This window comes from Acinetobacter sp. S-1 (genome assembly GCF_059579785.1).
This window is the reverse complement of sequence record NZ_CM184207.1, coordinates 1-15,053: the sequence shown is the minus strand read 5'-3', so window position 1 is coordinate 15,053 and position 15,053 is coordinate 1. Positions and strand designations below refer to the sequence as shown.

At 39.1% G+C, this 15,053-nt stretch carries 12 protein-coding genes; 2 read left to right on the top strand and 10 right to left on the bottom strand.

The window, feature by feature from the left end; all coding sequences use genetic code 11:
• Positions 1–69: 69 nt before the first annotated feature.
• Positions 70–912, top strand: coding sequence for an alpha/beta fold hydrolase (locus tag AC52J8_RS00060; RefSeq protein ID WP_086400375.1), 843 nt, complete (start codon positions 70–72; stop codon positions 910–912).
• A 60-nt stretch (positions 913–972) separates the two neighbouring features.
• Here AC52J8_RS00060 and erpA read toward each other — a convergent pair whose 3' ends face one another.
• The 4 genes from erpA to AC52J8_RS00040 form a co-directional block, all read right to left on the bottom strand.
• Positions 973–1,308: an iron-sulfur cluster insertion protein ErpA gene (erpA, locus tag AC52J8_RS00055; RefSeq protein WP_002115421.1), complete on the bottom strand. Its 336-nt coding sequence runs from the start codon at positions 1,306–1,308 to the stop codon at positions 973–975.
• A 124-nt stretch (positions 1,309–1,432) separates the two neighbouring features.
• Positions 1,433–2,437, bottom strand: coding sequence for a putative solute-binding protein (locus AC52J8_RS00050; protein ID WP_005804873.1), 1,005 nt, complete (start codon positions 2,435–2,437; stop codon positions 1,433–1,435).
• Between the two features lie 352 nt (positions 2,438–2,789).
• Complete coding sequence (locus tag AC52J8_RS00045; RefSeq protein WP_140157928.1) at positions 2,790–3,797, bottom strand: putative solute-binding protein; 1,008 nt, start codon at positions 3,795–3,797, stop codon at positions 2,790–2,792.
• Between the two features lie 255 nt (positions 3,798–4,052).
• A complete protein-coding gene (locus AC52J8_RS00040) occupies positions 4,053–5,057 on the bottom strand; it encodes a putative solute-binding protein (RefSeq protein ID WP_005804874.1) in 1,005 nt (334 codons plus the stop codon).
• Positions 5,058–5,310: 253 nt separating this feature from the next.
• Here AC52J8_RS00040 and AC52J8_RS00035 point away from each other — a divergent pair, with 253 nt between their 5' ends.
• Positions 5,311–7,239, top strand: coding sequence for an ATP-binding cassette domain-containing protein (locus AC52J8_RS00035; protein ID WP_005804875.1), 1,929 nt, complete (start codon positions 5,311–5,313; stop codon positions 7,237–7,239).
• Positions 7,240–7,289: 50 nt separating this feature from the next.
• On the opposite strand, the gene AC52J8_RS00030 is transcribed toward AC52J8_RS00035, so the two are convergent.
• From AC52J8_RS00030 to dnaA, 6 genes are all read right to left on the bottom strand, one after another.
• Positions 7,290–8,216 carry a TolB-like translocation protein gene (locus AC52J8_RS00030; protein WP_496538855.1) on the bottom strand — a complete coding sequence of 309 codons (927 nt, stop codon included), beginning with the start codon at positions 8,214–8,216 and terminating at the stop codon, positions 7,290–7,292.
• Between the two features lie 135 nt (positions 8,217–8,351).
• The gene (gene cybC / locus AC52J8_RS00025) at positions 8,352–8,744 is read right to left on the bottom strand and encodes a cytochrome b562 (RefSeq protein ID WP_086400373.1); all 393 of its coding nucleotides are present in this window, start codon (positions 8,742–8,744) and stop codon (positions 8,352–8,354) included.
• A 35-nt stretch (positions 8,745–8,779) separates the two neighbouring features.
• Positions 8,780–11,248 carry a DNA topoisomerase (ATP-hydrolyzing) subunit B gene (gene gyrB / locus AC52J8_RS00020; RefSeq protein ID WP_002115497.1) on the bottom strand — a complete coding sequence of 823 codons (2,469 nt, stop codon included), beginning with the start codon at positions 11,246–11,248 and terminating at the stop codon, positions 8,780–8,782.
• A 52-nt stretch (positions 11,249–11,300) separates the two neighbouring features.
• Complete coding sequence (gene recF, locus AC52J8_RS00015; RefSeq protein ID WP_002115479.1) at positions 11,301–12,383, bottom strand: DNA replication/repair protein RecF; 1,083 nt, start codon at positions 12,381–12,383, stop codon at positions 11,301–11,303.
• A 14-nt stretch (positions 12,384–12,397) separates the two neighbouring features.
• A complete protein-coding gene (dnaN, locus tag AC52J8_RS00010; RefSeq protein WP_002115478.1) occupies positions 12,398–13,546 on the bottom strand; it encodes a DNA polymerase III subunit beta in 1,149 nt (382 codons plus the stop codon).
• A gap of 97 nt (positions 13,547–13,643) precedes the next feature.
• Positions 13,644–15,053, bottom strand: a complete 1,410-nt coding sequence (gene dnaA, locus AC52J8_RS00005; RefSeq protein WP_002115442.1) for a chromosomal replication initiator protein DnaA — start codon at positions 15,051–15,053, stop codon at positions 13,644–13,646.

Genomic DNA, 15,053 nt, shown 5'->3' with positions numbered 1-15,053 from the left:
ATGCTGTTATTTAAATGAGCATAAAAACTCATGATAAATGCCGATAAAAATAATTTAAGGCATGTTTGTATGGATCTGACCAAACGTATTCATCAATATACACGCGGGGCTTGGACATTCGATGTGATTGATTCAGGCCCTATAGATGGTCCTCTCGTTGTTTTATTGCATGGTTTTCCAGAAACTGCTCATAGTTGGGAGCAGACTTCGGAATTATTGCATGAGCATCAATTTAGAACACTTGCGATTCATCAACGTGGTTATAGTTTAAATGCTAGGCCTCAAAGCCGATTTAAATATACATTGAGTGAACTTGTAGAAGATGTGACAAGTTTAATTGAACAGCTTGGCCAGCCAGTTTATTTAATTGGGCATGACTGGGGCTCGGCAATTGCTTCAGGCGTTGCTATGAAGTATCCACAATATATTCAACATCTCACTTTAGTTTCTGTACCTCATCAAGCTGCATTTTTAAAAGCTTGTTTAAGCAGTAGACAACTTTTTAAATCTTATTATTTTGCAATTTTTCAGTTACCGATTCTGCCCGAACTTTTATTTAAAAAACTACCTAAATTGGGTCGTAAGTTTCTAAAGTCATCAGGAATGACTGAACAGCAAATTGCGATATTTGAGGCTGAGTTTATAAAGGAAAATAGATTAACCACGGCGTTGAATTGGTATCGTGGCTTTTTTTGGGACAAACCTCAAAATCCGTTTAAAGCCATAGATGTCCCCACTCTTTTTATTTGGGGTAAACATGATATTGCCGTTACAGAAAAAAGTGCCGAGCTAAACTCACATTATTTTAAAAATAGTTATGAAGCAGTTTTTATGGATGCATCGCACTGGATTCCATATCAGAATGCACCTGAACTGGTGCAATACTTTTTAGAATCTGTCCGTACAAAATAATGATTTGATCAATAAAAAAACCTCTCAAAATAGAGAGGTTTTTTAAATTTTAAAATTCTTTTAAATCGAGAATGAAGAACCACAACCACATGTTGTTGTTGCATTCGGGTTTTGTACGATAAAACGCGAACCTTCAAGACCTTCTACATAGTCAACTACTGAACCAATGAGGTATTGGTAGCTAAGTGAGTCAACCAGCATTTTCACATCGCCATTTACGAATTCTGCATCATCTTCATTTACGCTTTCAGCAAAATTGAAGCCATACGAAAACCCTGAACACCCGCCTCCTGTTACATATACACGTAACATGAGATCGTCATTCCCTTCACTATCACGGAGTTGGCGTACCTTATTGGCAGCATTATCTGTCAAAACTAGAGCTTGGGCATTCATGATGATTGTTCCTCGGATTTTGCTGTGCCTTTCAAAATAAAAAAGACCCTATATTGAGTATAGCATAATCAATATAGGGTCTGTCTTCGAAGTTTAAAGCGAATCTTGAGTATTTTTATCAAGATTATTTGTAATTCTCATCCTGTAAGCCACATTCGAAGTTCTTAGCATCTTGCTTGCAACGGAATTGCCATAGTAGTTTCATCATGCGTTTATCATACACACCGCGTTGTGTAAGGTTAATTCGAGACTCACGCATGAGCTTTTGGTAGCCCGGTTTATCGGCTGCTGGGACATCCATCCAGTATTTTTGTGGAATATCCGCTTTCATTTTACCCAAGATCGTAAAAGCACGTGGTAGCTGACCTGAGACCCACTCTCTAGATTTCTGTCCAAAACCAGCTGGGAACTTATCAGGTCGGATAATAATATTTCCTGTGACCTGTAAGATTGGATAATTCACGATCGCACCTTTTGTACCTAAACCTTTTTGTAGTTCCAAAGGTTTAAATGCTGCTGCTGGCGCACCAATAATATCAACTTGATGGTTATTAAATTTCGCACCGAAATTTGTTACGTCAGCACTAACCGCCTGTGCCCCGACCTGCTGAACCATAATTTTTTGTGCTTCATCATAGTCAAGAACAGCAATTTTCTTACCTGCGGCTTTCGCTACCGTATTGATGCTACGGTCATTTACCAAAAGGTAAGCATCACCAACCGGAATAACACCGACAACCTCATAGCGACCATTAACCATATATTTACTAAAAGTCGGACTCGCTAAACCTTGCATCACTTTTACAGCAAGCTTGAGGTCAGGAATCGCTCCAATTGCGTCTAATGAACCCGTAAATGAGTTAAATTGGCGACCACGCATCCCTGACACGCTAATACCATCACATTTACCTGCTTTAAAATCTTCGGCAATCACGGCTTCATTCTGGTTTACTTTAAGCTCGATATCAGCTCCCCAGTTTTTTGCGGCAAGTTGATAATCCTTCATCAGCGCATAAACATCGCCATTTTTTCCAACGAAGTCAAAAACACATACTGTTTGTTTAGCCTCGGCTGCAAAAGAAACTGTGGTAAGTCCCATCGCAAGTAATAGCGTTTTGGAAAATTGCATATTCTTTTTCCTTTCCTTGTGGAGTTTTTTGTTTTTCGATACCAAGAAATTTCACACCATCAGGTATGAATCGGATAGGCTTCATATAAAAATCATGATGGAATATTTGTATAGACCGTTTTTGCTTTTATGATTTTATTTCCCTGAAAAATAGATAGCGAATGACCTATCTATTAGCAATTATTTTAATCACTCAAGTCCTTGATCTATTTTTATACCTTCATGTTTCCTTATGAAGTTTTTATCTAAATTTAGCTTAACGTCTTTCTATTTATCCACAATGGCAGAACTGACAGCGCATATAAAACAAAAAGCCTAGAACTCAGTCTAGGCTTTCTGAAAGAAATTAGGATTATTCACCAGGCATTGAACATTCAAAGTTAGCCTTGTCTACAGAACAACGTGCTTTTTTGAGTACAGACATCATTCCAGCATCGTAAACACCGCGTTTAGTTAAGTCCATACGGCCATCACGCAACATTTTTTGATACTTAAGTTTGTCTTCTGCACTTAAGTTCATTTTGTATTTGCCAGGAATTTGCGCTTCTAAACGGTTGATCATTGCAAAGCTCTTCGGTAACTGTTTAACAAACCAGTCACGAGATTTTTGACCAAAACCAGCTGGGAATTTATCAGAACGTAATACTAGATCTGCTGTAACGTGTAATACAGGGAAATTCCACATTACACCGTTTGCGCCTAAACCTTTATTTAATTCTAATGGTTTGTAAGCGTAAGCAGGCGCACCTACCATATCTACCTGACCATTGTTAAATTTAGCAGCAAAGTTTGAGATATCAGAAAGAACTGCTTGAGCACCTACACGTTGCACCATAATTTTTTGTGCATCGTCATAGCCAAGTACAGCGAATTTTTTACCCGCAGCTTTTTCAACAGAGTTGATGTTTTTGTCGCGTACGAAAATGAATGCTGAACCTAGCGGAGAAATACCAGCAACTTCGTATTTTTTACCACCCATATTCGTGGTCATTTTTGCTGCATTACGCGCATCTAATACATAAGTAATTGCACGTTGAGCGATTTGGTTATTTGGAACACCACCAAGTGAGTCGATAGATCCTGCGAATTTGTTATATTGGCGTGCACGCATTGCTGTCATTGCTACAGCATCACATTTACCCGCTTTAAAATCATTATCGGCAACAGCCTCGTCCTGACGAGGAACTAAGTTAATTTCAGTACCCCAGCCTTTTGCAGCAAGAGCCCATTCTTCCATCATTTTATATGAGTCGCCTGCTTTTCCTAAGAGGTCGAATACACATACGGTACTCGCTGCTTGCGCTGAAGCAGAAAAACTAACAACAGAAGCGGCAGCCATAGCAAGTACGATTTTTTTCATTTTCTTCATCCTTCCACGGAACAGATTTTTTGTTTGAAGTTTCCTTTCAAACACAGATATTAATCATGTTTTTTAGAAAAAAATAGAGCTTTTACTCAAATATTTTTATCTCATTGAACCATTGTTTGTTGGTTTTAAATTATTTATTAAAAGGAAAAATCGCTAATTTTCCGTAAGTTATTTTTTATATTCACAATTTTCATACCCATATTCAGCTTTGAAATATATGTAGCGTTTTTGTGTTTAAAAAATAAACTACTCTCCATTAAGCGTACATTCAAAATTTGTCCGTTCAACTGTACAGCGGGCGCGCTTTAGCACACTCATCATTGTTGCATCGTATACACCTTGTTTTGTTAAGCTGAGGCGACCTTCACGTAAAATTTTTTGATATTTAGTTTTGTCTTCTGCTGAAAAATTAATTTTAATTTTTGAGGGTACGCCCATTTCTAGCCGTTTTATCATGGCAAAATTCTGAGGTAATTTTTGTATAAACCAAGCACGTGACTTTATACCGAAATCTGTGGGGAACTTATCACTTCGGGCAATTAAATCACCCGTAACGTTAACTACGGGGAAAGTAAACATTGCCCCTTTCACGCCGACCCCTTTACCAATCTCTAAAGGTTTATAAGCATAGGCTGGTGCCGCAATTGCATCGACTTGGCCACTATTAAACTTTTTCACAAAATCGGTAATTTCTGAAGGAATGGGCTGAGCGCCAACGCTTTCCACCATAATTTTTTGTGCTGCGTCATATTGCAAAATAGCAAACTTAGTCCCACGTACTTTTTCAATTGAGTTGAGGTTTTTATCTCTTACAAATAAATAAGCCAATCCAATCTGAACAATACCAACGACCTCGTAATTGGTTCCAGTTTGTGTAGTCACCATGCGATGTTTATTACGCTTATCTAAAACATAACTAATAGCTTTTTGGGCGATTGCATTACTGGTTACCCCTCCAATCGCATCAATTGAACCTGCAAATTTATTATAATTTCGCGCCCGCATGGAGGTCATATAAGCGGCGTCACATTTTCCTTCACGCAGTCTACGGTCAACTAAGCCTTCATCTTGAAATGGAATTAAAGTGATATCTGCTTGCCATTCTTTCGCTGCAAGCGCCCACTCTTCCATCATTTTATAGGATTCACCTGACTTTCCTAATAAATCAAACACACAGACACTTTGCCCAGCATGTACTGTCCCCACAGCACAGCAAAATACTGCACCAATTATCCCCAATCTTTTTTTCATTTGACTTTCCTTAGTCTAGTTTTATTAGTAGCTCATTAATCAACCAAATTTCAAACTGTTTTTATTTTAGCCATATTTTTTTAAAAGTATTCTATCTTGTTCAATATTTTGAAAATTTCGGATGAATAGCGAAATTTAGAATGTCTGGATATATCTAATTATTAATACCTGCTCACTAAAATCCGGAAAGTTTTGTTTTCATCGGCAGTTCTCTTTAAAATACAGCATCCCTAACTCACCTCGATACAATAAGATGATTCAATTTGACCAAGTTTCTTTACGCCGCGGTGGACGTGTTCTATTTCAAAAAGCGTCTATGCAATTACACCCAGGTTGGAAGATTGGTCTAACTGGTGTAAATGGCGCAGGTAAATCGACCTTATTTGCTGCATTACTTGGAAGTTTAGGTGCAGATGAAGGTTCACTTACTCGTCCGACAGGCTGGACCGTGGCGCATATGGCGCAAGAAGTAAAAGCCCTAGATATGCCTGCAATTGATTTTGTTCTTTCAGGTGATGAAGAGTTTTGGGATATTCAAAATAAGCTTGCTCAACCAGATCAACTGACTGATTTTGAACTGGCTAAATTGCATGGCCGCTTTGATGAAATTCATGGTTATTCAGCGCCCTCTAAAGCTGCGCAGCTCATGGCAGGCCTTGGTTTTCTAGAAAATCAATTACGTTTGAACGTTGAGAGCTTCTCAGGTGGATGGCGTATGCGCTTAAATTTGGCGCGTACCCTCATGAGTCGTTCTGATCTACTCTTACTGGATGAGCCAACAAACCACTTAGACTTGGATGCAATTCTGTGGTTAGAAGATTGGCTTAAAGCCTATGAAGGTACACTCATTCTAATTTCGCATGACCGCGACTTTTTAGATGCGATTACAGATCATATTCTTCATATTGAAAATCAAGAACTCACGCTTTACACCGGAAACTACTCTACATTTGAAACCACACGTAGTGAACGTCTTGCCCAGCAACAACAAGCTTTTGAAAAGCAGCAAGAAACACGTGCTCACTTACAAAAGTTTATTGACCGTTTTAAGGCAAAAGCGACTAAAGCTCGTCAAGCACAAAGTCGTATTAAACAACTTGAGCGCATGCAGCAACTTGCACCAGCCCATGTAGATACGCCGTTTACATTTAGTTTCCGTGAACCGACTAAAATGAGTTCACCGTTGCTGACTTTAGATAATGCCAGCATTGGTTATGGTGATAAGCAAATAGCCGAAAAAATTAGATTACAAATTACACCGAACTCACGTATTGGTTTGCTTGGGATGAACGGCGCAGGTAAGTCAACATTGATTAAGAGCTTGGTTGGTGATTTACCACTCTTGGCAGGTGAACGTAAAGCTTCCGAGCTGCTTAATATTGGTTACTTTGCGCAGCACCAGATGGATGCTTTAGATGGTCACGCTAGCCCAATGCTACAGCTTGCCCGTATAGCAGATAAACAAATCAGTGAAGCCACTCTACGTTCGTTCTTAGGGAGTTTTGGCTTTAGTGGTGAACGCATGGATACACCATGTGAAAGCTTTTCTGGTGGAGAACGCGCTCGTTTAGCCCTAGCACTCATTGTATGGCAGCGTCCAAATGTTTTAATTCTCGATGAACCAACAAACCATTTAGATCTTGATATGCGTCATGCACTGAGCATGGCATTACAAGATTTTGAAGGTGCCGTTGTTCTGGTTTCCCACGAACGTCAACTTATTGCAAGTGTATGTGATGAGCTTCTTTTAGTACACGGCGGTAAATGTACTGAGTTCGAGGGTGATTTACAGGACTATGCTAAATGGCTACGTGAAGCACGTCAGCAACAAATCAATGCTCAGACTGCTGTGGCACAGAATAATTCGTCCTCTGCCGCTCCAGCGCCTGCTAAAGTTGATAAAGAAGCACAGCGTAAAGAAGCTGCTCGCCGTCGTGAACAGACTCGACCTATTCGTAAAAATATTGAAAAGGTTGAATCACAAATTGAAAAGCTACAACCACAGCTCGCCAAAATTGAAGAATCCTTAGCAGACACATCTTTATATGAGGCTGCACGTAAGGATGATCTACTCAAACTTATGAATGAGCAGACAGAGCTGAAAGCTAAACTTGAGCAACACGAAGAGCAGCTTTTGGAACTCATGATGGAATTAGAAGAAATGGAAGCTTCTTTTGATTAATCCATTTTCTAAAATAAAAAAGCCGATTTCTTAATCGGCTTTTTTATTGATTAGTAAGGCGTATAAAAAGCCCCCAATTCATTTAAATTGGTATTGATCGGTAAAGGCCAAACACTGCTTGATAAGCTGTCAGCAATATATAAATCGTATCCGCCTCGACTCCCTGTTTGTCCTGCAAGAGATACCACCATGTAACGCTGATCTAAAGGAGCTGGATCGGAAGTATCATAATTGGTGTTGTTAAATGGCAAACGTGTAGTTTGTTTATTAGCCATATCATAAATATAGATCTGGTCATGAGGATTTGTTGGGCTATACCAGCGCACATATAAGAACCGACTTCCTTGCCACCTTACTGGATAATATGAAGCGATATTGGTCAGTTGTGTATCATAAGCACCCGACTGATCAATACTAAAAATTCTAGAATTATTTCCAGCACCTTTTGCATACAAAATTTGAGTGGTATTCACCATCGGATAAGGCATCGATTCTTCTATATCCCAACCATTTTGAGTCACAGAAGTCATCGTCCGATCCGTCATTTTAATGATTTTTAGATCACCATTTTGTTTAAAAATAATACGCTGGTTATCTATAAATTTAGGGTCTTCATCGCGCTTATTATTGCCCTGAGTTAGGTTAATGGGTAACTCAGTGCTTCCGACTTTCCAAACATACACATCCCATGCATCGCCATAATGCTGTCCAGAATTCACTCCCATAAACGTTAACCATTTTCCATCTGGAGAGAAATGGCCATTCATCATATGGTCAATTTTCCAATTTGCGCCGAGTAATGTGGTCTGCTGTGTTGTGAAGTTATAAAGATAAAGCTTACTGTCCCATGCCTCATAATCACTATAACGATGAAATACTAATTTTCCATAAAAGGTGGGAGCTATCGCAGCATGCAGTTGAAATAAACAATTAAAAAATATGATTCCAATGCATAAGAGTTTTTGTATTTTTTTCATAATTATATTTCCTATTGTTATTAGTAAGTACCGCATAGAGAATATAACTTCGAATAGTTTACTTGTTAAACAAAATACTTTTTTCGGATACAAAAAAGGGCTAATGATGATTAGCCCTTTACCATAAAAAATCAATTATCTAAATTTTTTATGATTTTCATTTCGTATTTTGACTAAATTAATTGCTTCAGTTTTGGCTAGATCTAATTGTCCTTGCTCAACTAAAACAGTTACTTTATCAATCTCGGCAACAAGCTGATCTAAACCAGCTTGATACTCTTTTACCTTTACATTTTCTGATGGCAAACCTTCGAGTTTATGCGGCAAATATTGCTTAGAAGAAACTGCTGCTTCACGCATTACCACAAGCTGTTTTTTCGCGTTATCAGCATCTTTCGCTTCAGCAAATGCTTCCGTACTCTTAGCTAAAGTTTTCATATTCGTTTCTAGGTCTGCCGCCCAAACAGCAGAACTTCCTAAAAACACACATGAAATTAATAGGCTAGCTAATAATTTCTGACTCATCATTCTCTCCCTAGACTGATTTAGAATCATGTTATGAATTAAGCATCAATATCCGCATTTAAAGCATTCTCTTCAATGAATGCACGACGTGGTTCAACATCATCACCCATTAAGCAAGAGAACATACGATCTGCTTCAATCGCATCATCAATTGTCACCTGCAACATATTACGGTTTTCAGGGTCCATTGTTGTTTCCCACAGCTGTTCAGCATTCATCTCTCCAAGACCTTTATAGCGTTGGATCATCATACCGCGGCGTGAATCTTGCAAAATGTGCTGCCAAACTTGATGGAAGTTAGCCACTTGAATACGGCGGTCGCCTTTTTGTAAAAAAGCACCATCTTCAAGTAAAGTGAACCAACTCTTCGAGTTTTTGAGTAAACGTGCATATTCAGCTGAATTCAATAAAGCTGCATCAAGCAAGTACGCATGTGGCAGATTATGAACATAGACAGTAATACGTGGCCAGTAATGTGCAGATTTTTCACCCTGAGCATTTTCACGCTCAAATGCCTCTAAAGAGATTTCCGGACGTAAGCTTGGCTGTAATCTGGTAATGATATCGCGTACCTGATCAGCCCATTGTTGTACATAAGCTTCATCATGGTTTTGATCACTCTTGAATGCCTCTACTTCAAGTAAAGCATCCAATAAGCTTGCTGGATAACGTAAAGTTAAGCGCTGTAAGCTCTTTTGTGAAACTTGATAGTCTTGAATCACTTTCGCCAGTGCTTCACCAGTAATTGCAGGTGCTTCAGCATTGGTATGTAGAGATAGCTCATCAATTGCATTTGAGATGAGATAAGTTTCCAATGCATCATTATCTTTGATGTATTGTTCTTGCTTACCTTTCTTCAATTTATACAAAGGTGGTTGAGCAATATAAATATGCCCACGCTCAACCAATTCTGGCATTTGACGGAAGAAGAACGTTAACAACAAGGTACGGATGTGAGAACCATCGACGTCGGCATCGGTCATGATAATGATTTTATGATAGCGAAGCTTATCAGGGTTATATTCTTCACGACCAATACCACAGCCAAGTGCAGTGATTAAAGTACCCACTTCCTGACTAGAAATCATTTTGTCAAAGCGTGCACGTTCAACGTTCAGGATTTTACCTTTCAACGGTAAAATAGCCTGCATTTTACGATTACGGCCTTGCTTAGCACTACCACCAGCAGAGTCACCCTCGACTAAATATAATTCAGAAAGTGCAGGGTCTTTTTCCTGACAATCTGCCAATTTACCTGGTAAACCTGCAATATCAAGTGCACTTTTACGACGTGTCATTTCACGCGCCTTACGTGCAGCATCACGTGCACGCGCAGCATCAATAATTTTACCGGCAATTGATTTTGCAGCTTGCGGGTTTTCAAGTAAGTAAGCAGAGAACTCTTTGTTCATTGCTTGCTCAACCGCTGGTTTTACTTCACTCGATACTAGTTTTTCTTTAGTTTGAGAAGAGAATTTCGGATCAGGTACTTTTACCGAAATAATCGCGGTTAAACCTTCTCGTGCATCATCGCCTGTCACATTGACTTTTTCTTTCTTGAGAATATTTTCATTTTCAAGATATTGGTTAAGACCACGCGTTAAAGCTGCACGGAAACCTGCTAAATGAGTACCGCCATCCTTTTGAGGAATATTGTTGGTAAAACAACGCACGTTTTCTTGATAACTTTCATTCCACTGTAATGCAACTTCTACACCAATACCGTTTTCTGTATCAGCAGTGAAATGGAAAATCTCGTTTAGATGAGTTTTACCTTCGTTAATGTATTTTACAAACTCAGATAAACCACCTTCGTAGTCATATACGTGCTCAAGGTTAATACGTTCATCACGTAAAACAATACGCACGCCCGCGTTTAAAAATGAAAGCTCTCGTAAACGACGCGCTAAAATTTCAACGTTAAAAATAGTTTGACTAAAAGTTAGTTCACTTGGCCAAAAACGTACAGTTGTACCACTGCTATCCGTTTCACCAATCACACGTAATGGATATTGCGGATCACCGTGGTGATACTCTTGTTCGTGCACTTGGCCAGCGCGATTAATAATTAAATGCAATTTACTTGAAAGCGCATTTACAACTGAAACGCCTACGCCGTGCAAACCACCTGAAACTTTATAGCTGTTGTCGTCAAACTTACCGCCTGCGTGCAAGATCGTAAGAATTACTTCCGCTGCAGACACCCCTTCTTCAGGGTGGATATCTGTTGGAATACCACGGCCATTATCAGAAACACTCACTGATTCATCTTCGTGAATTGTGACAATAATTTCGTCACAATGCCCAGCTAAAGCTTCATCGATTGCGTTATCGACAACCTCGAATACCATATGGTGTAAACCGGTACCGTCGTCTGTATCCCCAATATACATACCCGGACGTTTACGAACTGCATCTAATCCACGTAATACTTTAATACTAGAGGAATCATAAGCCTTTTCATTGGTTTGTTCTGTTTGAGAGGCTGATTGAGACTCTGAACTCATGGTTTCTCCCTAGCAAATATAGGTTTATTCAAAGATGGGTAACATCAAAAAATTATGGTGAAGCAAGACTAACTTGACCGGATTCAACATTGAATAATTGATATGAAATAGACAGATCATGTAAGTGTTTTTTTACCGATGCATGATCTAAAGTTGTCATAAAAACCTGGCTACCAAGTTGGCTTAATCGTTCAATTAAACGTTGTTGTGCGGTTAAGTCTAATTCTGCTGTCAGATCATCTAATAATACCACAGTTTCCTTATTACTCGCATGTAACATTGCAATTTGTGACAGTTTTAAGGCAATAATCAAGAGTTTTTTCTGACCTCTTGATAAAACTACATCAGCATGTCCAAACGGGGTTTTTAAGCGCAAATCTGCACGATGTGGGCCATATTCGGTATAGCGTCGTTCGATGTCTTTTTGGTGTTGATTCAGCAAGTCTTGCATGAGTCCCTGCTCTGTATGAAAACCGGGACTATATTCCAGTTCAATCTCTAGATCAGGTAGCAATTGACTTAAATCATTTTGAAAAAAGACATTCCATTGTTCCACAATACTTAAACGCTGAGAGTGTAAAATTTCACCATAATCACTCAACATTTTATTCCACGGCTCTAAATCCGCTAGAGAAATATTCCGTCTGGTTTTAAGTAAAGTATTACGCTGCTTTAATGCACGAGAATAATATTGCCAAGCAAAATAAAACTCAGGTTCCACGTGGAACATCAGCCAATCTAAAAGCTGGCGCCGAGGTTTCGCCCCATGGTCAATAATATCTGTACTTTGTGGATCAATATGCTGCAAAGGAAGCAGTTTAGCGAGTTGTCCTTGTGTAGCTACTGTATCGCCATTAACCTTCATCAACTGCTCACCAGAGGCCAACTTTTGCATGCCAATTTTTTCAGTTGCAGATTGCGCGAAGACAATCGCATCTTCAGCAGAGTATTGAATATAATTTTTAGGTATATGGGTACGGAACGACCGCCCTGTTGCAAGCAAATGGATTGCTTCCAGTATTGAAGTTTTTCCTGAACCGTTAGCGCCATAAAATACATTAAACGGTTGCAACCCTTGGAGTGCAACCGTTTTTAAATTACGCACACGTTCAATATTTAAACGCGTAAGATGCATATTAGATAGCCGGATTATACACGCATCGGCATAACGACATAGGTTTGATCAGGATGTGCCGGATCTTGAACCAATACAGATTGATTTGCCTCAGTCATGCTCATATTTACATCATCACCATCAAGCACACCTAAAACATCCAGTAAATATTGTGCATTAAATGACATTTCAAGCGGTATGTTTTGATACTGAATCGCTAAATCTTCAATCGCTTCGTCTTGTTCAGGGTTATTTGCACGTAGCTGTAAAGAATCCTGATTAAAATTCAAGAAAACACCACGTAATTTCTCATTACTCAAAATTGCGACGCGTTGTAATGATTGTTTAAACACATCATGGCTAATTAATACATGTTTATCGCCACCACGTGGAATTACACGACGATAATCAGGGAATTTTCCATCAATCAACTTTGTAGTAAAGCGAACAGTGATATCGCCCTGCTCTTTGTCACGGCTTGGCGTATTAATTGTGACATTTAACAATTCACGACCAATCAGCAACGTTAATTGTTCATCTTCAATGCTAAGTAAACGCTGTAATTCACCAACAGCTTTACGAGGCACAATTGCTTGGACCAATTGAGATGATGTAGAAGAAGCAGTAATTTCACAAAGTGCTAAACGGTGACCATCTGTTGTTACTGCACGTAATTGATTTTCATCAATTTCTAATAAAGTACCCGTTAAATAGAAACGTACATCTTGTACGGCCATAGCAAAAGCCGTTTTTTCAAATAAACGCTTTAACTCACGTTGAGTGACCTGTACTTGTGTACCTTGACTATTTTCAGTGGTCAATAATGGATAATCTTCTGCCGGTAAAGTACCTAATACAAAACGGCTATTACCAGATTTTAAAATACATCTTTGATCTTCTGTAATTTGTAAGTCAATCAATGCAGCTGTAGGCAATGATTTACAAATTTCCATCAACTTACGAGCAGGAACAGTTGTTTCACCTGCTTCAATGCATGCCCCTTCTGTTAAAACAGTACTGGCAACCAGCTCGACTTCTAAATCAGAACCGGTAATGGTGAGTGCCTGAGCATTAGTCTGAATTTTGACGTTTGAAAGAATATTCAATGTATGACGACGTTCTACCGCACCGACAACATGCGATAAAACATTGAGTAAGCTTTCTTTAGCGATTTTCAAACGCACGATTCATTCCTCTAGCAACTTGGAGCAAATATTTCATTTTTTAGCTGTGTACTATGCTGCACTTACGTAGACTTTGCAACAACGTCTTATCATTTCATTAACTCTGGAGTAGACGTAATAGATTTTTATAATCTTCGTCAAAAATCGGATCTTCTTCACGTAGACTTACTACTTTTTCACAAGCATGCATGACTGTACTGTGGTCACGTCCACCAAAAGCCATTCCAATTTCGGGAAAACTATCACCAGTCAACTCACGAGCAAGTCCCATTGCTAACTGACGTGGTCGCGCATAGATTCGAGTCCGCTTTGGTCCTACCAATTCTTTTAAAGGAATACGGAAATATTCACTAACCACACGTTGGATATTTTCTACACTAATTGTACGTGCACGGATTGCCAACACATCTTTTAAAGACTCGCGGACAACATCAAGATCAATTGGTGCACCTTTAAAACGAGAAATTGCGACGACTTTATTGAGTGCGCCTTCAAGTTCACGTACGTTGGCAACTACTTGTTGGGCAATAAATAATGCACAATTTCGAGGTAAATCAACGCCGCTATTTTCGGCTTTTTTCAATAGAATTTCGATACGAGTTTCAATATCTGGCGGTTCAACGCCTACTGAAAGACCCCAAGAAAAGCGAGAAACCAAACGCGGGTCTAACTCGGTCAATTCTTTTGGATAACGATCTGAAGTTAAAATAATTTGTTTAGATTCATCAAGTAATGCATTGAATGTATAGAAGAATTCAACCAAACTTGCTTCTTTACCTGCTAAAAGATGAATATCATCGACCAACAATAAATCTAAAGAACGGCAATTTTTCTTAAATTCTTCAACTTTGCCTTTTTGCAAAGAACTTACAAAATCCTGAACGAAGCTCTCAGAGGTCATATACATCACCCGTGCATTAGGCTTGGCTTGCAATAAAGCATTACCAACTGCCTGCATCAAGTGAGTCTTACCCAATCCTGTCGGACCATATAAGAATAAAGGGTTATGCTGTGAAGCACCTAATTGTGTTAATACCTTTCTACATGTTTCAGCAGCCATCTGGTTCGAACGGCCTTCAACAAATAAAGAAAAAGTAAATTGGGGGTTTAATAGTTTCTTTTTCGGTGTTTTTGGGTTCACTACACTATTAGTAGTAGGTGAACTGGAAATAGAATCTGGTTCTTTTTTTACTTTAATACTTTGTTGGGGCGCAGTTTGCAAAGCAGCAGTTGTAGTTGCTGGCTGCTCACCTGATGACAAAATACTACCAGGACGAGAATCAACTAAAATCTCAACCTGACGTACTCGCCCTTCTGATAACTGTTCGGCCAATATAGAAATTAATTCTAGATGGTTCTCTTGAATGTAACGCGTCCAATAAGGATTAGGTGCATAAAGACGCAGTGTCCCTTCTACTTCTTCAGCAACTAATGGGCGAATCCACATCGCAAAGACGTTATCAGAGAGCTCTTGTCGCAAGCGAGTTAAGCAGTCTGTCCAAAGCAT

Excerpts from the sequence above, each read along its gene's own strand:
- AC52J8_RS00060 (WP_086400375.1), top strand. The coding sequence starts at position 70 with ATGGATCTGACCAAACGTATTCATCAATATACACGCGGGGCTTGGACA.
- erpA (WP_002115421.1), bottom strand. The coding sequence starts at position 1,308 with ATGAATGCCCAAGCTCTAGTTTTGACAGATAATGCTGCCAATAAGGTA.
- AC52J8_RS00050 (WP_005804873.1), bottom strand. The coding sequence starts at position 2,437 with ATGCAATTTTCCAAAACGCTATTACTTGCGATGGGACTTACCACAGTT.
- AC52J8_RS00045 (WP_140157928.1), bottom strand. The coding sequence starts at position 3,797 with ATGAAAAAAATCGTACTTGCTATGGCTGCCGCTTCTGTTGTTAGTTTT.
- AC52J8_RS00040 (WP_005804874.1), bottom strand. The coding sequence starts at position 5,057 with ATGAAAAAAAGATTGGGGATAATTGGTGCAGTATTTTGCTGTGCTGTG.
- AC52J8_RS00035 (WP_005804875.1), top strand. The coding sequence starts at position 5,311 with ATGATTCAATTTGACCAAGTTTCTTTACGCCGCGGTGGACGTGTTCTA.
- AC52J8_RS00030 (WP_496538855.1), bottom strand. The coding sequence starts at position 8,216 with ATGAAAAAAATACAAAAACTCTTATGCATTGGAATCATATTTTTTAAT.
- cybC (WP_086400373.1), bottom strand. The coding sequence starts at position 8,744 with ATGATGAGTCAGAAATTATTAGCTAGCCTATTAATTTCATGTGTGTTT.
- gyrB (WP_002115497.1), bottom strand. The coding sequence starts at position 11,248 with ATGAGTTCAGAGTCTCAATCAGCCTCTCAAACAGAACAAACCAATGAA.
- recF (WP_002115479.1), bottom strand. The coding sequence starts at position 12,383 with ATGCATCTTACGCGTTTAAATATTGAACGTGTGCGTAATTTAAAAACG.
- dnaA (WP_002115442.1), bottom strand. The coding sequence starts at position 15,053 with ATGCTTTGGACAGACTGCTTAACTCGCTTGCGACAAGAGCTCTCTGAT.